The 19,336-nt window shown below is 65.3% G+C and carries 22 protein-coding genes; 10 read left to right on the top strand and 12 right to left on the bottom strand.

What is annotated here, in order from left to right; genetic code table 11:
• Positions 1-9 precede the first annotated feature (9 nt).
• Entirely contained in the window at positions 10-285 is a 276-nt protein-coding gene (locus A7X65_RS05930; protein ID WP_063683352.1) for a GNAT family N-acetyltransferase, read from the top strand.
• Positions 286-332: 47 nt separating this feature from the next.
• Here A7X65_RS05930 and A7X65_RS05925 read toward each other — a convergent pair whose 3' ends face one another.
• Positions 333-731, bottom strand: coding sequence for an SPW repeat domain-containing protein (locus A7X65_RS05925; protein ID WP_063683351.1), 399 nt, complete (start codon positions 729-731; stop codon positions 333-335).
• 198 nt (positions 732-929) lie between these two features.
• Positions 930-1,865 carry a tetratricopeptide repeat protein gene (locus A7X65_RS05920; protein ID WP_063683350.1) on the bottom strand — a complete coding sequence of 312 codons (936 nt, stop codon included), beginning with the start codon at positions 1,863-1,865 and terminating at the stop codon, positions 930-932.
• Between the two features lie 103 nt (positions 1,866-1,968).
• On the opposite strand from A7X65_RS05920, the gene A7X65_RS05915 reads away from it, so the two are divergent.
• A complete protein-coding gene (locus tag A7X65_RS05915) occupies positions 1,969-2,244 on the top strand; it encodes a GNAT family N-acetyltransferase (RefSeq protein WP_063683349.1) in 276 nt (91 codons plus the stop codon).
• 50 nt (positions 2,245-2,294) lie between these two features.
• On the opposite strand, the gene A7X65_RS05910 is transcribed toward A7X65_RS05915, so the two are convergent.
• On the bottom strand, positions 2,295-2,696 hold the full coding sequence (locus tag A7X65_RS05910) for a DUF3597 domain-containing protein (RefSeq protein WP_063683348.1): 402 nt from the start codon (positions 2,694-2,696) through the stop codon (positions 2,295-2,297).
• Positions 2,697-3,030: 334 nt separating this feature from the next.
• On the opposite strand from A7X65_RS05910, the gene A7X65_RS05905 reads away from it, so the two are divergent.
• On the top strand, positions 3,031-3,939 hold the full coding sequence (locus A7X65_RS05905; protein ID WP_063683347.1) for a DUF2189 domain-containing protein: 909 nt from the start codon (positions 3,031-3,033) through the stop codon (positions 3,937-3,939).
• 129 nt (positions 3,940-4,068) lie between these two features.
• Positions 4,069-4,893, top strand: coding sequence for a lytic murein transglycosylase (locus A7X65_RS05900; protein WP_063683346.1), 825 nt, complete (start codon positions 4,069-4,071; stop codon positions 4,891-4,893).
• Positions 4,894-4,957: 64 nt separating this feature from the next.
• On the opposite strand, the gene A7X65_RS05895 is transcribed toward A7X65_RS05900, so the two are convergent.
• The gene (locus tag A7X65_RS05895) at positions 4,958-5,284 is read right to left on the bottom strand and encodes a hypothetical protein (RefSeq protein WP_063683345.1); all 327 of its coding nucleotides are present in this window, start codon (positions 5,282-5,284) and stop codon (positions 4,958-4,960) included.
• A 628-nt stretch (positions 5,285-5,912) separates the two neighbouring features.
• Between A7X65_RS05895 and A7X65_RS40425 the strand changes: the two genes are divergently transcribed.
• The 5 genes from A7X65_RS40425 to A7X65_RS05875 all read left to right on the top strand — a co-directional run bounded on the left by A7X65_RS40425 (position 5,913) and on the right by A7X65_RS05875 (position 9,742).
• On the top strand, positions 5,913-6,065 hold the full coding sequence (locus tag A7X65_RS40425; RefSeq protein ID WP_007590701.1) for a DUF1127 domain-containing protein: 153 nt from the start codon (positions 5,913-5,915) through the stop codon (positions 6,063-6,065).
• A 127-nt stretch (positions 6,066-6,192) separates the two neighbouring features.
• Positions 6,193-7,620, top strand: coding sequence for a methylenetetrahydrofolate--tRNA-(uracil(54)-C(5))-methyltransferase (FADH(2)-oxidizing) TrmFO (trmFO, locus tag A7X65_RS05890; protein WP_063683344.1), 1,428 nt, complete (start codon positions 6,193-6,195; stop codon positions 7,618-7,620).
• A gap of 7 nt (positions 7,621-7,627) precedes the next feature.
• On the top strand, positions 7,628-8,722 hold the full coding sequence (locus A7X65_RS05885; RefSeq protein WP_063683343.1) for a serine/threonine protein kinase: 1,095 nt from the start codon (positions 7,628-7,630) through the stop codon (positions 8,720-8,722).
• Between the two features lie 92 nt (positions 8,723-8,814).
• Complete coding sequence (locus tag A7X65_RS05880; protein ID WP_063683342.1) at positions 8,815-9,396, top strand: CAP domain-containing protein; 582 nt, start codon at positions 8,815-8,817, stop codon at positions 9,394-9,396.
• Positions 9,397-9,439: 43 nt separating this feature from the next.
• Positions 9,440-9,742, top strand: coding sequence for a hypothetical protein (locus A7X65_RS05875; protein WP_063683341.1), 303 nt, complete (start codon positions 9,440-9,442; stop codon positions 9,740-9,742).
• Positions 9,743-9,760: 18 nt separating this feature from the next.
• Here A7X65_RS05875 and A7X65_RS05870 read toward each other — a convergent pair whose 3' ends face one another.
• The 4 genes from A7X65_RS05870 to A7X65_RS05855 all read right to left on the bottom strand — a co-directional run bounded on the left by A7X65_RS05870 (position 9,761) and on the right by A7X65_RS05855 (position 14,331).
• Entirely contained in the window at positions 9,761-11,092 is a 1,332-nt protein-coding gene (locus A7X65_RS05870; RefSeq protein WP_063683340.1) for an MFS transporter, read from the bottom strand.
• 41 nt (positions 11,093-11,133) lie between these two features.
• Positions 11,134-12,075, bottom strand: coding sequence for a hydroxymethylglutaryl-CoA lyase (locus A7X65_RS05865; RefSeq protein WP_063683339.1), 942 nt, complete (start codon positions 12,073-12,075; stop codon positions 11,134-11,136).
• On the bottom strand, positions 12,072-13,265 hold the full coding sequence (locus tag A7X65_RS05860) for a CaiB/BaiF CoA transferase family protein (protein ID WP_063683338.1): 1,194 nt from the start codon (positions 13,263-13,265) through the stop codon (positions 12,072-12,074). The genes A7X65_RS05865 and A7X65_RS05860 overlap by 4 nt, the downstream gene beginning before the upstream one ends.
• A 106-nt stretch (positions 13,266-13,371) precedes the next feature.
• Positions 13,372-14,331: a LysR family transcriptional regulator gene (locus A7X65_RS05855; RefSeq protein WP_063683337.1), complete on the bottom strand. Its 960-nt coding sequence runs from the start codon at positions 14,329-14,331 to the stop codon at positions 13,372-13,374.
• 207 nt (positions 14,332-14,538) lie between these two features.
• Here A7X65_RS05855 and A7X65_RS05845 point away from each other — a divergent pair, with 207 nt between their 5' ends.
• A complete protein-coding gene (locus A7X65_RS05845) occupies positions 14,539-15,717 on the top strand; it encodes an aminotransferase class V-fold PLP-dependent enzyme (RefSeq protein WP_063683335.1) in 1,179 nt (392 codons plus the stop codon).
• A 1-nt stretch (position 15,718) separates the two neighbouring features.
• On the opposite strand, the gene A7X65_RS05840 is transcribed toward A7X65_RS05845, so the two are convergent.
• From A7X65_RS05840 to secF, 4 genes are read right to left on the bottom strand one after another with little or no spacing between them, the layout of a single operon-like run.
• Positions 15,719-16,963: a threonine ammonia-lyase gene (locus A7X65_RS05840; RefSeq protein WP_063683334.1), complete on the bottom strand. Its 1,245-nt coding sequence runs from the start codon at positions 16,961-16,963 to the stop codon at positions 15,719-15,721.
• Positions 16,964-17,008: 45 nt separating this feature from the next.
• Positions 17,009-17,872 carry a phytoene/squalene synthase family protein gene (locus A7X65_RS05835; RefSeq protein WP_063683333.1) on the bottom strand — a complete coding sequence of 288 codons (864 nt, stop codon included), beginning with the start codon at positions 17,870-17,872 and terminating at the stop codon, positions 17,009-17,011.
• Positions 17,869-18,252: an Mth938-like domain-containing protein gene (locus A7X65_RS05830; protein WP_063683332.1), complete on the bottom strand. Its 384-nt coding sequence runs from the start codon at positions 18,250-18,252 to the stop codon at positions 17,869-17,871. The genes A7X65_RS05835 and A7X65_RS05830 overlap by 4 nt, the downstream gene beginning before the upstream one ends.
• A 60-nt stretch (positions 18,253-18,312) precedes the next feature.
• Positions 18,313-19,332: a protein translocase subunit SecF gene (gene secF, locus A7X65_RS05825; RefSeq protein ID WP_063683331.1), complete on the bottom strand. Its 1,020-nt coding sequence runs from the start codon at positions 19,330-19,332 to the stop codon at positions 18,313-18,315.
• Positions 19,333-19,336 lie beyond the last annotated feature (4 nt).

Genomic DNA, 19,336 nt, shown 5'->3' with positions numbered 1-19,336 from the left:
GGAGACCACATGAGCGACGTCATCGACAACAAGGCCCATCACCGCTTCGAGCTCGAGGTGGAGGGCCATCTGGCGACCGAGCATTACAAGCTCGACGGCAATGTCATCACGTTCGAGCATACGGATGTGCCGAAAGAGCTCGGCGGCAAGGGCGTCGGATCGAAGCTGGTGCAAGGCGCGCTCGACCAGGTGCGCGCGGCCGGCCTGAAGCTGATCCCGCAATGCCCGTTCGTGAAGGCCTGGATCGACAAGCACCCGGACTATCAGGACCTCGTGAAGCCATGAGCGCACGGGTCCGCCCATAGCCGGGCGAACCCGCGGACATCTGCGATTTACTGCCCGTGCTTGAGCATATCCTGATCGTTCAGGTCCCAGTCCTGCCACAGCAGCAGCACGCCGAGGAGCACCACCACCGCGCCGAGGCTCGTATGATAGATGCGCAGGAAGCCTTCAGCGGAATAGCCGAGCGTATAGGGCGAGGCGATGAGCCACAATCCGATCAGGATCGTCGCCACCTCCTGCCAGCGCTGCAGCGCCACATATTCGAGCTGACTGATGCCAAACACGATCAGGCCGACCGCGACCGCATTCAGGATGACCATCGAGTCTCCGGCGATCGCGGGATGGTCCTGGATGGGAAACCATGGCGAGACGACGATCAGGGCGCCCACCAGCATTCCGGCCCAGTCTTCCCACGTGCGATGAGTATTCAAAAACCCAAAGTCCGACATCGTACCCTCCTATGACAGAGCACACGTCGGCGGCTGGCGATCACGACTTCCGAATGTATGGCGACCCTGCCGGCCGCATTCGGACGTATGTCCTGCAAAGGACGTGGGAACCGCGGACGGCCACGCAAGAGCAAGCGAGAGGATTATTTCGCTGGTAGCCGCGATCCTCGCTGGTCGTCACCCCATATCGCACCGCAGCTAAAGCGCCCCGAGCCTCTGCAGCGCCTCGCGCGCAGTCGCAAGGTCCGGATTCAATTCCAGCGCCTTCCTGAGATCGGCGATCGCACCTTGCTTGTCGCCGAGCCGCATGCGGGCCTGCCCGCGATTGTTCCACGAGAACGCGTCGGACGGATCGTATTGCAGCGCCTTGTCGTAGTCGGCGACGCCGCCCTTGTTGTTGCCCTGGAAGAGCCGGATCATGCCGCGATTGCGCCAGCCACGCGCATCCGTCGGTGCAATCCGGATTGCCTCGCCATAATCGGCGGCGGCACGATCCAGCTGCTCGCTGTCGCGATAGACGTTGCCGCGATCGATATAGGCGAGCAGATCGGGCGCAAGCTTGATCCGCATGCTGTAGTCGGCCAGCGCATGCGCTGTGTCGTGCTTGCGGGCATAGACATAGCCGCGATTGGCGTAGGCGCGGGCATAGTTCGGATTGCGCTTGATCGCCGCGTCGAAGTCGGCGATCGCGCCGTCGAGGTCGCCCTTGTTGTAGCGGGCATCGCCGCGGTTGCTGTAGGCCAGCGCCATCGACGGATCGAGCTTGATGGCTTGGTCGTACTCGGCGATGGCGCGGTCATAATCGCCCTTGAAGCCGTAGACGCGGCCGCGGTTGTTGTAGGCGCAGGCATAGTCCGGCGCGAGCTTGACCGCCTCGTCGAGATCGGACAGCGCGGCGTCGAGCTCGCGCTTCTCGGTCAGCCCGTGGCCGCGGCTGCAATAGGCGCCGGCAAGCCTCTGTCCGGTCTCGCTCCCGGTGTCGATGACGGTCGAGCAGGCCTTGACCCGTTCGTCCGGCGTGCTGGCCGCCGCGAAACAGGCTTCCCAGGCCGGACCGCCTTCGGCCGCCGCCGGCACCGGAGCCGCCGAAGCAAGCGCGGCGAGCAACGCCATGACGCTGAGCTGGACACGCATTTTCCGGATATCTCCCCTGCGGCAACCTTGCTTGGTCGCATCTTGGCAAGGGCCGGTTCAGCGGCCTAGATCAGGGGAAGGCAGCGCTTCGGAAGGATTTCGCATGGCGGCATCGGTACGCGACAACAAGGACAAAAGCCGTTTCGAGCTCGATGTCGGCAGCGAGGTCGCCTTCGCCAATTACCGGCTGACACCGTCGGCGGTGATCATCACCCACACCGAGACGCCGCGCGCGCTGCGCGGCCGCGGCATCGCCTCGGAGCTGGTCAAGGGTGCGCTGGAGCTGATCCGCCGCGACGGCAAGAAGGTTATCGCCGGCTGCGGCTTCGTCGTCGATTATCTCGACAGGCATCCGGAGGATGCCGACCTCGTCGCCTGATGCAAAAAGGGCCCGCGCAATGGCGGGCCCTTCGACGACCGAGGGATCGGTCAGTGCTTGATCTCGGGCGGCAGCTTACCGCCATTGGCGGCGAGCTTGGACATCACCTGCTTGTGCAGCCAGACGTTCATGCTGGCCGAGTCGTTCATGTCGCCGGTATAGCCGAGCTCCTTGGCGAGGTCCTTGCGCGCCGCAAGACTGGAATCGATGTCGAGCGCCTTCATGAGATCGACGATCGAGGTGCGCCATTCCAGCTTCTCGCCCTTGTGCGCGGCGACCGCCTTGTCGACGATGGCAGCGACGTCGACGGCTGCCATGGGCGCACCTGCCGGCGCCGATGCGCCCGGCGCGGTCCCTGCGGGGGCACTACCCGGAGCTGCGCCACCGGCGGGCGCGGCGGAAGCCGGCTGGCCGCCGAAGATCGCGCTCATGATTTTTCCGAAAATGCTCATGTCTGCTCCCCGAAAAGGATCCGTTGGAAGGGCCTGGAGTGGCCACTTATAGACGAAGTTACTGCGTTGCGCTCGCGTTCTGCGAACCGGCAAGCAGCATGAGCTTATCTGCGGCGAAATGACGACCGAATGACATTCGTCGAAGTTGCACTGCGGCATCGAATTTCACCCAAGCGTGAGGGACAGGACTCGGAATTGGGAGTAGCCTCCACGCTCAACTCGCGATCCCCTCCGGAATTCGCGTCTGGTTGGAATCGCGAAACTCAGAGAAGAGCGGCCGCTTGCGCCGTTTGCCGGCGTCGCGTGCGGCTGCCCGGCAAGGGAGCTAGCGACCATGGCCACACTCTACCAGGGCAATGTCCCCACCATGGCCCAGCCCGCGGATGCGGCTGGACCTGTCATTCGAACCATCCAACTGTCCGACCTGCACGAGGCGCTCCGGCGCGGCTGGGAGGATTTCAAGGCGGTTCCGAGCCACGCCATCATCCTGTGCGTGATCTATCCGGTACTGGGCCTCGTGATCGCCCGCGTGGCGATGGGCTATTCGGTATTGCCGCTGCTGTTTCCGCTGGCCGCGGGCTTCGCCCTGATCGGCCCGTTCGCAGCGCTCGGCCTCTATGAGCTTTCCAGCCGGCGCGAACGCTATGAGGAGGCCAGCGCCTGGGATGCCATGGAGGTGCTGCGCTCGCCGTCGTTCGGCGCGATGCTCGGCCTCGGCACGCTGCTGCTCGCGCTGTTCGTGACCTGGGTCGCGACCGCGCAGGCGATCTATGTCGCGGCCTTCGGCTATGAGGGCGTCACCGGGATCTCGGACTTCCTCACGCGCGTGCTGACGACCCGGCAAGGCTGGTGGCTGATCATGGTCGGCTGCGGTGCAGGCTTCCTGTTCGCGCTCGCCGCGCTCTGCATCAGCGCGGTGTCGTTCCCCCTGATGCTCGACCGCCATGCCGGCGCGTTCGAGGCGATGGTCACCTCGCTGCGCGTCGTCGCGAAGAACCCGGTGCCGATGGCGGCGTGGGGTGTGATCGTGGCGGTGCTGCTCGCGCTCGGCACGATCCCGGCGTTCCTCGGCCTCGCCGTCGTCATCCCCCTGCTCGGCCACGCCACCTGGCATCTCTACCGCAAGGTGATCGCGTCCGATCCCGGCGCGCGGCCCGTCCCGCCCCCGCCGCATCGTCCGCGCAAGCCGGCCGCCGACTTCCCGGCCAATCTGTTCCCCTGGCGTAACAGGACAGGCGCCTAACGATCGCGTGACATCCGGTCCTGCCCGGCTCCGGGCAGGACCGGGCGTTGCCAGACGCCTTGCTTTGGCCGCGGTTCCGACCGAGATTGCGTGGCCGGTCAGATCACTTCACGGAATCCATTTCATCTGATGACCCCGACGATTTCTCGTCTCGCTCTCGCAGCCCTCGCCCTCTCCGCATCCATCCTGTCCGCCCAGCCAGCGCTTGCCGCTGTGGCCTGCGGCTCGGGCAATTTCGACGCCTGGCTTGCGGACTTCAAAACCGACGCCGCCGCCAAGGGCATCTCGCAGCAGGCCATCGCCGCGGGGCTTGCAGGCGTGACGCTCGACGAGAGCGTGCTCAAGCGCGACCGCTCGCAAAAGGTCTTCACCCAGACCTTCGAGGAGTTTTCCGGCCGCATGGTGCCGCCGCGGATGACGCGCGGCTCCAACATGATGAAGCAATACGGCTCGGTGCTGTCGCGCATCGAGCAGACCTACGGCGTGCCCGGCGAAGTGCTGGTCGCGATCTGGGGGCTGGAGACCGACTTCGGCGTCAACACCGGCAAGTTCGCCACCATCCGCTCGCTGGCGACGCTGGCCTATGACTGCCGGCGCGCCGAGCAGTTTCGCGGCGAGCTGATGGATGCGCTGCGCATCGTCCAGCGCGGCGACCTCGCGCCGGCCGACATGAAGGGCGCATGGGCCGGCGAGCTCGGCCAGACCCAGTTCATGCCCTCGTCATGGATGAAATACGCCGTCGATTTCGACGGCAACGGCAAGCGCGACCTGCTGCACAACGCACCCGACGTGCTCGCCTCCACCGCCAATTATCTCGCCGGCTATGGCTGGCAGAAGGGCAAGGACTGGCAGCCGGGCGGCCCGAACTTCGCGGTGCTCCAGCAGTGGAACAAGAGCGAGGTCTATTCCAAGACGGTCGCCTATTTCGCCACCCAGCTCGCGCGCGCTCCTTAAGAGCAACAATCAACAAAAAGCGCAGGGCCGACCGCCAGGCGACCGGCCCTCTCTTGGGTTGCGTTTACTTGCCCATGGTGGCGTGCATCGCCTTGTTCAGGTGCGTGCCGCACACACCCATTTTGCCGTTGAGCAGCGCGTCCTGCGCCGCCGCGATCTCCTTCTGCGCGACGAACTTGCTGTCGCCGTCGGGCATGGCCTCGATCGCGGTCTCCGTCTTCTCCAGATTGGCCCCGCTGCAACCGCCCATGGCGTGCTTGGCGGCCTGGGCCGGCGCGACGGCGAATGCGACGGCGGCAACTGCGATAACCCCGAGTAACTTCGTCATGATGTTACTTTCCTTCTTTTGTTCTTGGGCCAGAACCAGCGACATTGCCGGAATCTGCGGCATGACTTTCCCCGGTTGCGGCAACTTGCCGCAATAAATTCCCCGCGAGAATTGCGTGATGTTGCGCGCTGCGCAGAGCGCGTATGCGGAACTTCTGATTTTCATTACAACTTCGTAACCCGACAGCGCACGCATGGCGTGTGTGCGTCGCACCAAAGAAGCAAATGCGCCCGGTCTGAGAGATGGGCGAACGGAATCGGCCCAAGCCGGCGCTCTGCAAGTCTCCGCTCGCCCTTCTACCAGCTCAAGCCTGGCGCAAGCACCCAATGATATGAATTTATATTCAATTATACGACGACCGCATTCATGCGATTCTCGCATGCGAGACTTGGGCTTACAGGCTGCCCCACTTTCTTGCGGATCACGAAAACGCGACCTATTTCAAGCATCGATGGAACCGCATGATCTGCCATAAATCCGTGATTTCACGGTAATTTATTGCACTAAGCGGGGCCGGCCGCCCAGCGATTGAGCGGGCCTGCCGAGAGGTTAATCGGCTGTTACCAGTGCTATGCGCCAATCGCTTAGCTGCGTCGCAACATCGGAACTTTCGCACTGCACCACTCTCACTTATATTCATTTCAACGATGACGCCTAGGCAAAGGCTGAATCGAACTACAGGAGACTACCAATGCTGCTCTCGCTCATCCGCATGATCCAGGCCTTCCGGGACTATCAGCGCAATGTTGCCGAGCTGTCCCAGCTCAGCGATCGCGAACTGGCCGACATCGGCCTCGATCGCTCGGACATCCCGCGCGTTGCCGCCGGCCAGTATCAGGGCTGATATCGTTCAGCCCTTCACCGGAACGGACCGATAGCGCCCGCCTCGTGCGGGCGTTGTCGTTTCCGGAGGCAGAAAACTCGATCTCGGCGATTCCACTCCTCGCCGAAAAGCGCTACCTGTCCGCCCCATGACAGGATCCCATTCAAATCGTGTGCACGTGATCGGTGCCGGCCTTGCCGGTTCCGAAGCCGCCTGGCAGGTCGCCAAATCGGGCGTGCCCGTGGTGCTGCACGAGATGCGGCCGACCCGCATGACCGAGGCGCACCGCACCGACGGGCTCGCCGAGCTCGTCTGCTCCAACTCCTTCCGCTCGGACGACGCCGCCAACAACGCCGTCGGCCTGCTGCATGCGGAGATGCGCCGCCTCGACTCGCTGATCATGCGCGCGGCCGATGCCAACCAGGTGCCCGCCGGTGGCGCCCTTGCCGTCGACCGCGACGGTTTCTCGGCGGCCGTCACCAAGGCGCTGAACGAACATCCCCTGATCGAGCTCGCCCGCGGCGAGATCGCAGGCCTGCCGCCGGCGGACTGGGACAACGTGATCGTTGCCACCGGCCCCCTCACCTCTGCGCCGCTCGCCGACGCCATCCGTGAGCTGACCGACGAGAACGCGCTCGCCTTCTTCGATGCGATCGCGCCGATCGTGCATCGCGAATCCATCGACATGTCGGTGGCCTGGTTTCAGTCGCGCTACGACAAGGTCGGCCCCGGCGGCACCGGCGCCGACTACATCAACTGCCCCATGACCAAGGAGCAGTATGACGGCTTCGTCGCCGCGCTGATTTCCGGGGAGAAGACCGAGTTCAAGGAGTGGGAGACCAACACGCCCTATTTCGACGGCTGCCTGCCGATCGAGGTGATGGCGGAGCGTGGCCCCGAGACCTTGCGCCACGGTCCGATGAAGCCGGTCGGCCTCACCAATCCGCACGATCCCACCACGAAAGCCTACGCGATCGTACAGCTGCGCCAGGACAACAAGCTCGGCACGCTCTACAACATCGTCGGCTTCCAGACCAAGCTGAAGTACGGCGAGCAGCAGCGCATTTTCCGCACCATTCCCGGGCTGGAGAAGGCCGAGTTTGCCCGCCTCGGCGGCCTGCATCGCAACACCTTTCTGAATTCGCCAAAACTGCTCGACGGACAGTTGCGCCTGCGCGCGCAGCCGCGGCTGCGTTTCGCCGGCCAGATGACGGGCTGCGAGGGCTATGTGGAATCCGCGAGCGTCGGCCTGATCGCCGGCCTGTATGCGGCGGCGGATGCACGCGGCGAGACGCTTGCGAGCCCGCCGAACACGACCGCGCTGGGGTCCCTGCTCGGACACATCACCGGCGGCCATATCGAGACGATCGAGCCGGGCACGCGCTCGTTCCAGCCGATGAACATCAATTTCGGCCTGTTCCCGCCGCTCGCAAGCGCGCCGACGAAGAAGCCCGACGGCACGCGGCTGCGCGGCAACGAGAAGACGGTGGCCAAGAAGCAGGCGATGAGCGCGCTGGCGCTTGCCGATCTCGATCGCTGGATCGCCGATCATTTGCGCATCGCCGCAGCCGCGTGAGATATCGATGAGTCTTCCGAAAGACGACGCCGCGACGCTGTCGGCGCGCTGGACCGAGGGCGTGCTGCTCAAGCGCGACGTGTTCTCGACCGTCGAGCGCGGCCGTTTTCGCGGCGACAGCGGCGAGGTCGACGCGGTGCTGCGCCGGCTGGATGAAGTGCCGTGGTGGTCATTCCCTCTGGCGCGCCATCTGTTCGCCCGCGAGAAGCATGCGCTGGCACTCGCCAAGGGTCTTAACGTCGGCCCCGAGCTGCTGTGGGCCGGACGCCGCGCGCTGGTGCGCGGCTTCGTCGACGGCGTCGCGCTGCACCTGGCAAAGCCCCATGGCGACCTCGCCTATTTCCGCTCGGCCAAGGCGGCACTGCGGCGGCTGCGCCGCGCCGGCATCTGTCACAACGACCTCGCCAAGGAGCAGAACTGGCTGGTCGGCCGCGACGGCCGCGCCTATGTGACGGACTTCCAGCTCGCGGCCTGCTTTGCGCGGCGCGGCCGCCTCTACCGGATCCTTGCCTACGAAGATCTCCGCCACCTGCTCAAGCACAAGCGCTCCTACGCCCCTGAGGCGCTGACGCCGCGCGAGCGAGCAATCTTGGCGAAGAAGTCGTTTGCCGCCAGCCTGTGGCTTGCCACGGGCAAGAAGGTCTATCGCGCGATCACGCGCGGCCTGTTCAATTTCACCGACCGCGAGGGCGGCGGCCGCCGGCTCGTCAACGATGCGCCGGTGCTGGCCGAGCTGATCCGCAAGAACCCGGCGGTGCGCGACACCGCCATCGTCGCCTTTGCCGACCGGCGCTCCGGCGTCGGCCTCTACGCCTTCGTCGAAGCCGATCAGGCCACGCTCGAGGGCCAGCTTCGCAGCGAGCTTTCGGCGGCCAAGGGTCCCAAGCCGCCGGAACACATCCAGGTGGTGCACGCGCTGCCGCGCGATGCCGGTGGCAAGCCGCGCACCGAGATCCTGCAGCTGGTGGCCATGAACCAGCTCGACCTGATCGAGCCGATGATGAAGAACGACCAGGACCGCGCCTTCCTCAAGGACATCCTGGAGCAGCGAAAGAACCTGCGCGACCGCTTCAATTTCGAGGCCGATCTGCCGGCCGGCTAGCGCCGCCCGCGCCATGAAGCCTCCACATTGGCGATAGAGAAGCGGTCGGATCATTCGGACTTGGCGGGGTCATGGGTACTGGGGCGACGGTAATGCATCGTGTGGTTGGCGCTCTCGTCGCCAGCCTCCTGCTGCTCTCGGCCGCCCCGGCGATGGCCGATTCCGCGGCCGAGCTGATTTCCAGCTTCCGCCTCAAGCACGGCGAAGTCCGTGTCGTCCGCGATTCAACGCTCGACCGCATCGCCATGGACCAGGCCCGCGCGATGGCGGCAAAGGACGATCTCAGCCACGATGCGCTCGGCCCGTTCAACCGGCGCGTCGCCCCGGCCGGCGCAGGCCGCGCCGCCGAGAATATCGCCTATGGCTACGACAATTTCGAGAAGACGCTGGGCCAGTGGATCGACTCCTCCGGGCACCGCAAGAACCTGTTGCTGCATAACGCCTCCCGCGTCGGCGTCGCCAGCGCCAGGAACGCCAGCGGCAAGCGCACCTATTGGGCCATGGTGATCGCCGGCGATTACGAGCCCAAAGGCAAGGGTAAAGGCAAGGGCAACAAGGACGCGGAGCCGCTGGTCGCAGTGAAGCGCGAGGCCGCGCCCGCCAGCAAGCCCAAATCCGAGTCCAAGCCCAAATCCAGCAGCTGCCACATCAAGCTGCTCAGCCTCTGCATCTGAGCTGGTCGTCGCAGACGGCCAGATACGAAAGAGCGCATCGCCCATGAACGACCTTCGCTCGGCGTACGAACGGAAGGTGCAGACGCTCGCCGAAATGGCCATGGATATGCGGCGCCGGGGCCTTGAGGCCGAGACCATTGCGAGAGCGGTCCATGCCGAGCGCCTCGCGATCGCCAAGGCGTTCAAGGACCTCACGCCGGAGCCGCTCAGGACAAGAATTCGGGCGCGAACGATTGCCCAATACGGCAATCCGGCCGGGCCCTCCATCGACTTTCTCCGCGCGGCCGGGAAGAGCTGGGATGACATCATCGACAGCGCATCCCGGCCCGGTTCATTGCCTGACTGAGGCGAATGGGTCGCGCCCTTACCGGATCGGCTCGGCCAGATCCTTGGCCTTGAGGTCACGCGGAAGCACCGTCAAAACCAGGACGGCGCAAAGCAGGCACAGGCCCCCGATCACATAGAGCGCCGGCGTCGTGCTGCCGGTCATGTCCTTGACCGAACCGACCATGATCGGGCTGACGATACCGCCGATCTGCCCCAGCGTGTTGATCAGCGCGATCCCGCTCGCCGCGCCCGCGCCGGTCAGGATCTTCGGAGGCAGCGTCCAGAACGTCGGGATGGCCGCAACGACGCCGGCGCCGAGGATGGCAAGCGAACCGACCAGCGTGACGACATTCCGGTCGAATGCACCGGAGGCAAAGAAGCCCACGGCCGCAGCCAGCACCAGGCCGGCGACGAACTTCGGCCGCTCGCCCGACGCGTCCGACAGGCGTCCGACAATGATCATGCAGATGGCGCCGCAGATGTAGGGCACGGCGGTCAGGAAGCCGATGGCAGCCGCGCTGCCGCCACCGGCCGCCTTGATCAGATCGGGAGCCCAGAAGTTGAGGCCGTAGGACGCGATCTGGATCAGGAAGTAGATGAAGCCGAGCAGCAGCACGCCGGGCATGAGCAGCGAGCGCCACGCCGAATGCTCGCCGATCTCGCTGTTCTGGCGATCCAGCTGGACCGAGATCAGCCGGCGCTCGTCATCGCTCAACCATTCGGCCTGTGCGATCCCGTCGTCGAAGCGCAGCAGCACGACGAAGCCAAGGGCGACGCAGGGAATGCCGCCGGCCAGGAACAGCCACTGCCAGCCCGCAAGACCGTGCAGCCCGTTCAGATAGTTGAGGATGAGGCCGGAGATCGGCGCGCCGACGATCCCGGAGAACGCAGTCGCAAGAAAGAACACGGACGTCATGCGGCCGCGATGCGACTTCGGAAACCAGAGCGTCAGATAGTAGAGAATGCCCGGCGCGAAACCCGCTTCCATGGCGCCGATCACGAAGCGCAGTGCGTAGAATTGCCATTCGCTGCGGACGAAGATCATGGCCGCCGTCGCCAGCCCCCAGGAGATCATGATGCGGGCGATCCAGCGCCGTGCGCCGAAACGATAGAGCAGCATGTTGCTCGGCACTTCCAGCAGGACGTAACCGACGACGAACAGGCTGGCGCCAAATCCGTAGGCGGTGTTGCTGAGGCCGAGATCGGCCTGCAGCGCGGTTTTGGCAAAGCTGATGTTGACGCGGTCGAAGAACGCGAAGAAGTAGCAGATGATGATCAGCGGCATCAGCCGCCAGGCGATCTTCCTGATGACCTGCTGCTCCGTCAATCCAGCGTCGAGGTCGGCGGTGGCCGCCGTCGCAATCGTCATGGTTTCCTCCAATTTTGCTTTTGAGATTTGGCGGCGGCCGTTCAGCCGGAACGCCGCAAACGTTCGGGTATGGGATGCAGATCGAGCGGACGGCCGGCCTTGGCGACCTGCCCCGGCACCTCATGTCCGACCAGCCCCGGTAGCCGGAACGACAGATCGATCAGGCGTTGCAGATCGAGACCGGTCCGCAGGCCGATCTCGTGGCAGAGATTGACGAGATCTTCGGTACAGACATTCCCGGTGGCGCCCGGCGCGAATGGACATCCGCCGAGGCCACCCAGCGCAGCGTCGAAGCGGCGCGCACCGGTGTCATGGGCCGCGAGAACATTGACGAGCCCAAGGCCTCGCGTGTTGTGGAAGTGAAGCGTGAGCCTGTCCGCAGTGACCAGCATCAAGGCCTCGGCCACCAGTTGGGAGACCTGATTGGGATTGGCCATGCCCGTGGTGTCCGCGAGCGTGATGCCGTCGGCGCCGAGATCAAGATAGCGCTTGACGATGTCGAGCACCTTCTTGAACGGCTGCCCGCCTTCGAACGGACAGCCGAACGCGGTCGCAACGGTGGCATTGACCAGAGCGCCGCCGGCATGAGCCGGCCTCACGATCTCGGCGAGCGAGGCCAGCGATTGCGCGTGCGTCATGTTCATGTTGGCGCGGTTGTGCGTCTCGCTGGCCGACATCACGAAATTGAGCTCGTCGGCGCGGGCCGCCAGCGCCAGTTCGGCGCCTTTCCGGTTCGGGACCAGCGCCGTGTAGATCGTGCCGGGCCGGCGCTCGATGCCGGCGAAGACATCCGCCGCGTCGCGCAGCGACGGGACCGCCGCCGGCGACACGAACGACGAGACTTCGATGCGGCCAAAGCCGATCGCGGACAGCGAATTGACCAGCCGGATCTTGTCGTCGGTCTCAACCCACTTGGCTTCGATCTGAAGGCCGTCGCGCGGAGCGACTTCCTGGATCAGGATATCCGGTCGTGTTGCCATCATTGCACCGCTCCGCTGCGGCGCAGCTGCGCGATATCGCCCGCCTGCAGGCCGAGGCCCTCGAGCACCTCGTCGGTGTGCTGTCCCAGCGTCGGGCCTGACCATTTCACTTCGCCCGGTGTCTCCGAGAGCTTTGGCGTAATACCCGGCATCTTGACGGTGACATCACCCGGCAGCTCGGTCGGCAGGATCATCTCGCGGGCGGCGTAATGGGGGTCTTCGACGATGTCGGCTACCGAATAGATCCGGCCCGCCGGGACGTCGGCCGCATCGAGACGCGCAAGGATCTCGTCCATCGTTCGCGCCGACGTCCATGTCGCGATCACGGCGTCGAGCATCTCGTTACTGCGCACCCGTCCGTCGTTGCTGGCAAGTGCCGGCTCGTCGGCCAGATCCGGCCGGCCGACCACCTGCATCAGCCGCTTGAAGATCGCATCGCTGTTTCCGGCGATGACGACGTGGCGTCCATCGGAACTCGGATAGGTATTGGAGGGACTGATGCCCGGCAGGGCCCCGCCGGTGCGGGTCCTGACATGACCCATGAGATCGTATTCGGGGACAAGGCTTTCCATCAGATTGAACACGCTCTCGTAGAGCGAGACGTCAACGACCTGCCCTCGTCCCTGCCCGGTCTTGACGCGGAGCAGCGACATCAGCGCGCCGATCACGCCGTGAAGGGATGCAAGGCTGTCGCCGATGCTGATGCCGACCCGCGCCGGCGGGCTGTCCGGGTCGCCCGTGGTGAAGCGCAACCCGCCCATGGCTTCGCCGATCGCGCCGAAACCGGAGCGATCGCGATAAGGTCCGGTCTGCCCGTAGCCGGAGATGCGCACCAGCGTGAGATCTGGGTTGAGCTTCGACAGCACATCCCAGCCGAGGCCGAGCTTCTCGAGGCTGCCCGGCTTGAAATTCTCGATCACGACATCGGCTTGTGCGGCGAGCCGCAGCGCGACGTCGCGGCCATCAGGCGATTTCAGGTCGATCGCGATCGACTTCTTGTTGCGCGACTGCAGATACCACCAGAGCGAGGTGCCCTGATGCAGCTTGCGCCATCTGCGCAAGGGATCGCCGCTGCCCGGCTGCTCGATCTTGATGACGTCAGCGCCGAATTCGGCGAACAGCCGCGCGGCGAACGGCGCGGCGATCAATGTTCCGAGTTCGACGACCCGTATTCCGGATAGTGGTCCGTCCATGTCTCGCGCTCCTCGATCGTCTTTGATCGAGGTGTCGCCGAGCTCACCGTCTCAAGTCCAATATCCTTTGATGAACACGCGTTCGCGGATGACGAACGACGTGGAGTCAGTGCGGCCTGTTGCCCGGCATCCGCAGATGGTCGAGCATCAATTGGCTGGTCGCCGACAATCCCGCCGGATCCCTCGCCACCAGCACCAGCTCGCGATCGGCCCAGTCGTCGCTCAGCTCTATGGCGGTCAGGTTCATGCCGTGACTGAGGACCTCGAACGCACGATCGGGAATGAGGCCGATGCCCATGCCGGCCTGCACCATGCGGCACACCGCATCGAAGCCCGGGACATGAACCCGCAGCCGGATCGACTTGCCGATCTGCTGCGCCATGTATTGCGAGCGCAGATAGATCGAGCTGGCCGCAAACAGGCCGACATGGTCGTAGTCGAGCGTATCGGCGAACGAAACCTCCCGGGCCGATGCGAGCGGATGGTCCGTGCGCACCACGATCACGAGGCGGTCCCGCCGGTACGAGAACCGATCCAGCCCGCGCGTCGACACATCCGCGGAGCAGATGCCGATTTCAGCCACGCCCTCCTCGACACCGCGAACGACATCGGCGCTGGGACGCTCCTGCAGGTCGAGACGCACGAGCTCGTGCGAGCGGAAGAAGCCGGGCAGATCGTCGGGGAGGAACTCGACGATCGACGACAGATTGGCCAGCATCCGAACGTGCCCGCGCACGCCGCGCGCATGCTCGGCCATGTCGACCGCGATCTTCTCGACATTGAGCAGCGTCACGCGCGCATGATGCAGCAGCGATTCGCCGGCCGGCGTCAGCGCCATCCCGTTCGGATGCCGCTCGAACAGTGTGACCTCGAGAACCTCCTCCAGATCATTCATGCGCTTGCTGACGGCCGAGGGCGCGATCGCCTCGCGCTGCGAGGCACGCGTCAAATTGCCCTCTTCGCAGATGGCGATGAACAGCCTGAGCGTCGTGAGATCGATCCGCCTGGCGATGTTAATTCGGGGCGCGCCGCCGGTCGGGCGCGACGACTGCGTTTTCTCTTGCATGGTCGATGTTCCGATGCAGGAGAATATCGCGTTCGAAGCCGCCGGGTTTCTCAAAATGCCGAGAGCGAGGCTGCTGAATTGGAATCAGATACCAACCGCACGCTCAATTTCGCCGATTCTTCCCAAGATTGGCGCGATGGCCTCGGCCTTGCTCACGCGCGGCATCGCGCCTAATGCTGGCTGTGCAGCCAGCAGGCGGAGGTAACATTGATCGATCTCGACCAAATTCGTTTCGACACGCCGGCCGTCTCCAGGCGAACATATCTCCACAATGCGGGCGCGGCCCTCATGCCCACCGTGGTCGCGGCAGCGATGAAGGAGCACATCGATCTGGAGTGCGAAATCGGAGGCTATGCCGCGTCCGACCGCGAATCCGACCGGCTCGGCGCGGTCTACGGCTCCGTCGCGCGTCTGCTGAATGCGTCTCCCGACGAGATCGCGCTCGTGGAAAACGCCACCGTCGCCTGGCAGATGGCGTTCTATTCGCTCCCGTTTCGCAAGGGCGACCGCATCCTGACCGCCGAGGCGGAATACGCCGCCAACTATGTCGCGTTCCTTCAGGTCGCCAAACGCACGGGCGCGGTCGTCGAAATCGTGCCCAGCGATGCCACCGGCGAGCTCGATGTCCAGGCGCTCGAGCGCATGATCGATGAGCGCGTCAAGCTGATCGCGATCACCTGGGTTCCGACCAATGGCGGGCTGGTCAATCCGGCGGCGGCAATCGGCAAGATCGCCCGCGCGCACGGCATCCCCTATCTGCTCGACGCCTGCCAGGCGGTCGGCCAGATGGAGGTGGATGTCGAAGCGATCGGCTGCGATATGCTGTCTGCCACGGGCCGCAAATTCCTGCGCGGCCCGCGCGGCACCGGATTCCTTTATGTCCGCCGGGCACTGATGCAACAGCTCGAGCCGCCGATGATCGACCATTTCGCGGCCCCCTGGGTCTCGCGCAACGAATATCGACTGCGCGACGATGCGCGCCGCTTCGAGAACTGGGAGAACAATTACGCAGCCCGGCTCGGCCTGGGCACGGCTGTCGACTATGCCCTCAAGATCGGCATCGGCCCGATCGCGCAGCGCTGCCGCCTGCTTGCCGGCCGGCTTCGCGGCGGCCTCGCCGGCATTCGCGGCGTCACGATTCGCGATCTTGGACGCACGCCGGGCGCGATTGTCAGCTTCACGATGGACGGGCACGAGGCGGAGGATATCGTCCGCAACGCCGCGGCGGCCGGCATCACGATCGGCGCCTCAGATCCTGCGAGCACCCGCATCGACGCCGAAATGCGCGCGTTGCCGGACGTCGTGCGGGCCTCGCCGCATTACTACAACACCGAAGCCGAGGTCGACCGGCTGATCGCCCACCTCGCGACCCTGACGCCGCGATAGCTTACGTGCAGCGCGCGCTCAATCCGGAGGCGCTGAGCTTCGCCATGACCTCGTCCAGATGCGCGCTGTCGCGGGTCTCGATGACGAGCTGCAGCAGCGTCGCCTTGGCCGGCAGATCGGAGAAGGTCCGCTGATGCGAGACCTCGATGATGTTGGCGCCGGCTTCGGCCAGCAGCGCCGCGACGGCCGCGAGTTGCCCCGGCCTGTCGGGGATATCGAGCGAGAGCTGGGTCAGCCGTCCCTCACGCGCGAGCTCGCGGGTGAGCACGGAGGCGATCAGCCGCGTGTCGATGTTGCCGCCGCTCAGGACGAGGCCGACCTTCTCGCCGGCAAAGCGGGAAGGATCTGACATCAGCGCGGCAAGGCCGGCGGCGCCGGCACCCTCGACGACCGTCTTCTCGATCGAGATCAGGGTCGCGACCGCGCGCTCGAGCTCGGCTTCGTTGACCAGCGCGATATCGTCGACCAGGCGTCGGACGATCTCGGTGGTGATCTTGCCCGGCGATTTCACCGCGATGCCTTCGGCCAGCGTGTCGCCGCGCGCCGGCAGATTGCCGTCGTGGATGGCGTTGTACATCGAGGGATAGAGCCAGGCCTCGACGCCGAGGATCCGCAGCGACGGCTTGATCGACTTGGCGGCAATGGCGATGCCGCTGATCAGCCCGCCGCCGCCGATCGGGACGACCAGCGTGTCGAGCTCCGGCACGGCCTTGAGCATTTCGAGGCCAACGGTGCCCTGCCCCGCGATGACAAGCGGATCGTCGTAGGGATGAACGAAGATCATGCCGCGGGCTTCGCCGTGGCTCCGGGCAAAGGTGGCGGCCTCTTCCAGAGTCGCGCCCGTGACGACGACTTCGGCGCCGTGATGCCGGGTGTTCTCGACCTTCACCATGGGCGTGCCGACCGGCATCACGATGGTGGCGGGAATGCCGAGGCGCTTCGCATGATAGGCGACGCCCTGCGCGTGATTGCCCGCGGACATCGCGATCACGCCCCGCGCGCGCTCCTCCGGCGTCAGCGCGTTCAGCCGATTGAGCGCACCGCGCTCCTTGAACGAGGACGTGAACTGGAGGTTCTCGAATTTCAGCCAGGTGTCGCAGCCGCAGATGCTGCTCAGCGTGCGGCTGTAGCTGCAGGGCGTCTCGACGACGGCGCCACGAATGGTCTCGGCGGCGGCATGAATGTCGGCGGGTGCGACCGGCAAGCCGGTGAGATCGGAAGACGTGCTTTGGGACAATTCAGCCATGGGACAGCATAGAGCATTTGCCCGGCCCGGGCGAGAAACCAAACGCTATTTGGTAAACTCCCGGGAACGTGAAGCCCGCCACAGCGTCGACAGCGTGCGCAGTCGCGACGGCGGCAGCAGCGCAAACGGATTGCGCCCGGGCTGCGACAGGCGCTTGAGGTCGGCCTGCGCCTGGCTCAGCGGCAGGAACGCCGGCCGCACCGACGGCGGCACCTGCGCCAGCAGCGACAAGGCCGTCGTCGCATGCTGGCGGGCTTCACCCGCAAGCTGCTCGAGCACCGCATCCAGGTTCGGCGTCGCCTTGCCGGCGAACACATCTTCCATGTTGCAGCCGTGACTCTCCAGCACCTGCTGCGGCAGGAACAATTGCCGGTGCGCGGCATCGCGCGGCAGATTGGCAATCACCTGCACGATGCCCTGGGCGAGCCCGGCATGCCGCGCGAGATGGTCAGCGGCGTCGGGCGGCGCGCCCATGACCCGGCCAGCCAAACCCAACAATGCCGACGAGGTCGCCACCAGATAGCCCTCCAGCGCGGTCAGCGTCGGCATGGGGTCGTTGTAGAGATCGAACTGATGCTCGTCGGCGAGCAGCGACAGCGGCTCCACCGGCAGGTCGAAATCGCGGATCGCGCGCAGCAGCTCCGCTGCCACTGGATTGCCCTCGGCGCTGCCATGGACGTGGCCCGACAGCATGTCGGTCCACCATTGCAGGCGGATCTCCCCAGGCAAGGGCTGGCTGACCTGGTCGCGGACGCGGACGATCTCGACGTTGAAGGCATAGAGCGCCAGCAGCGCGCGGCGCTCGGCGGCGGGCGTGAACAGGGTCGCGGCATAGCGCGGAAAATCGTGGCTGCGCACGAGATCGGCGCAGAACGAAACGTTGTCGGGCGGCGCGGCGGCGGCGCTCATGGGACGGCGATCAGCGCGGCAGCGACGCGGCGACGCTCGCCGATCATGATGTTGTAGGTGCGCACGGCAGGGCCGGTCTGCATCGTGTCCAGCACCACCCGCACCGCCTTGAGCGCCTGGCGCAGTTCCGGCGGGGGCAGCCACAGGCCGGTTCCGGTGCCGACCAGGAGCGTGTCGATGCTGTTGGCGGCCGCGAACACCCGGTCCAGCGAATAGCGGTCGATCTTGGCGGGGTCGGTCACATCCCAGGCCCAGATCGCGTCGGGCAGGCAGAGCAGCGATCCCCGATGCGACATGCCGGCAAAGGCGAAGCCGCCCTTGCCATAGGCATCGATCGGCGCCGAGCGCGGGAAATGCGGTGCGTTGGGATCGCCGGCCATCAGTTTCGTCCGAATGAGCTTACCGCCCCCGCAAACGCATGCGAGGACCTGCAGTTCGGATCATGCCTTGTTTTTCTTCGCCGGCGGAGCGTCTTCTTTGGCATCCTCGCGGTGCTCGCCGACACCGAGATAGATCAGGATCGGCGCCGCGATGAAGATCGAGGTGTAGGTGCCGACCAGCACCACGCCGAACATCATCACCGCGGTGAAGCTGTGGATGGCGTGGCCGCCGAACAGCAGCAGCGCGAGCAGCGCCAGCGTCACCGTCACGTGGGTGATGATCGAGCGCGACAGCGTCGAGTTGATGGATTCGTTGAGCAGCTGCGGCATCGGCATCTTCTTGTACCGCCGCAGCATTTCGCGGATTCGGTCGTAGATGACGACGGTGTCGTTGAGCGAATAGCCCAGGATGGTCAACAGAGCGGCGATACTGGTCAGGTCGAAATCGACCTGGCTGACCGACATGAAGCCGATCGTCAGCACGATGTCGTGCACGTTGGCGATCATGGCGCCCAGCGCGAACTGCCATTCGAACCGGAACCAGAGATAGATCAGGATCGCGATGATCGCGAGCATCAGGCCGATCATGCCGTAGGCCAGCAGCTCACCGGCGACGCGCGGACCCAGCACCTCGGTGCGCTGAATGTCGACGCTGTCGCCGAGCGCGCCGCGAAGCTTCGCGAGGGCAGCCTGCTGTGCGGCGTCGCCGCCCGGCTGTTCCGCGACGCGGATCAGGACGTTCTCGGGGCCGCCGAACTGCTGCAGCTGGACTTCGCCGAGACCGAGGGCGTCGAGCGAGGTGCGCATCGCCGCGATGTCGGCGACGCCGGACTTCGCCTTCACCTCGAGCAGCGTGCCGCCCTTGAAGTCGATACCGAGGTTCAGCCCGTGGGTGAAGAACAGCGTGATCGCGAGGATCGACAGCGCGGCCGAGATCGGGAAGCTGATGCGGCGGAAGCGCGTGAAGTCGAAATGCGTGTTGTCCGGGACGATGCGCAGCGACGGCAGCAGACCGAGGGCCGCGACCACGGTGAGGACGGCAATGAGGACGCCGAGCCCGATGAGAACGGTGTGAGTCACGATC

Origin of the sequence: Bradyrhizobium stylosanthis (assembly GCF_001641335.1) — a bacterium.
In the GTDB taxonomy this organism is placed as follows: domain Bacteria; phylum Pseudomonadota; class Alphaproteobacteria; order Rhizobiales; family Xanthobacteraceae; genus Bradyrhizobium; species Bradyrhizobium stylosanthis.
Note: the sequence above shows the minus strand (reverse complement) of the source record. Positions and strands in the feature narration are given on the sequence as shown.

Bases quoted from the DNA above. Each gene is read 5' to 3' on its own strand.
- A7X65_RS05875 (WP_063683341.1), top strand. From the start codon at position 9,440: ATGAACGACCTTCGCTCGGCGTACGAACGGAAGGTGCAGACGCTCGCC.
- A7X65_RS05830 (WP_063683332.1), bottom strand. From the start codon at position 18,252: ATGGCCGGCGATCCCAACGCACCGCATTTCCCGCGCTCGGCGCCGATC.
- A7X65_RS05865 (WP_063683339.1), bottom strand. From the start codon at position 12,075: ATGATGGCAACACGACCGGATATCCTGATCCAGGAAGTCGCTCCGCGC.
- A7X65_RS05900 (WP_063683346.1), top strand. From the start codon at position 4,069: ATGACCCCGACGATTTCTCGTCTCGCTCTCGCAGCCCTCGCCCTCTCC.
- A7X65_RS05835 (WP_063683333.1), bottom strand. From the start codon at position 17,872: ATGAGCGCCGCCGCCGCGCCGCCCGACAACGTTTCGTTCTGCGCCGAT.
- A7X65_RS05870 (WP_063683340.1), bottom strand. From the start codon at position 11,092: ATGACGATTGCGACGGCGGCCACCGCCGACCTCGACGCTGGATTGACG.
- A7X65_RS05855 (WP_063683337.1), bottom strand. From the start codon at position 14,331: ATGCAAGAGAAAACGCAGTCGTCGCGCCCGACCGGCGGCGCGCCCCGA.
- A7X65_RS05895 (WP_063683345.1), bottom strand. From the start codon at position 5,284: ATGCCGCAGATTCCGGCAATGTCGCTGGTTCTGGCCCAAGAACAAAAG.
- A7X65_RS05905 (WP_063683347.1), top strand. From the start codon at position 3,031: ATGGCCACACTCTACCAGGGCAATGTCCCCACCATGGCCCAGCCCGCG.
- A7X65_RS05910 (WP_063683348.1), bottom strand. From the start codon at position 2,696: ATGAGCATTTTCGGAAAAATCATGAGCGCGATCTTCGGCGGCCAGCCG.
- A7X65_RS05925 (WP_063683351.1), bottom strand. From the start codon at position 731: ATGTCGGACTTTGGGTTTTTGAATACTCATCGCACGTGGGAAGACTGG.
- A7X65_RS05885 (WP_063683343.1), top strand. From the start codon at position 7,628: ATGAGTCTTCCGAAAGACGACGCCGCGACGCTGTCGGCGCGCTGGACC.
- trmFO (WP_063683344.1), top strand. From the start codon at position 6,193: ATGACAGGATCCCATTCAAATCGTGTGCACGTGATCGGTGCCGGCCTT.
- A7X65_RS05915 (WP_063683349.1), top strand. From the start codon at position 1,969: ATGGCGGCATCGGTACGCGACAACAAGGACAAAAGCCGTTTCGAGCTC.
- A7X65_RS05860 (WP_063683338.1), bottom strand. From the start codon at position 13,265: ATGGACGGACCACTATCCGGAATACGGGTCGTCGAACTCGGAACATTG.
- A7X65_RS05880 (WP_063683342.1), top strand. From the start codon at position 8,815: ATGCATCGTGTGGTTGGCGCTCTCGTCGCCAGCCTCCTGCTGCTCTCG.
- A7X65_RS40425 (WP_007590701.1), top strand. From the start codon at position 5,913: ATGCTGCTCTCGCTCATCCGCATGATCCAGGCCTTCCGGGACTATCAG.
- A7X65_RS05920 (WP_063683350.1), bottom strand. From the start codon at position 1,865: ATGCGTGTCCAGCTCAGCGTCATGGCGTTGCTCGCCGCGCTTGCTTCG.
- A7X65_RS05930 (WP_063683352.1), top strand. From the start codon at position 10: ATGAGCGACGTCATCGACAACAAGGCCCATCACCGCTTCGAGCTCGAG.
- A7X65_RS05840 (WP_063683334.1), bottom strand. From the start codon at position 16,963: ATGGCTGAATTGTCCCAAAGCACGTCTTCCGATCTCACCGGCTTGCCG.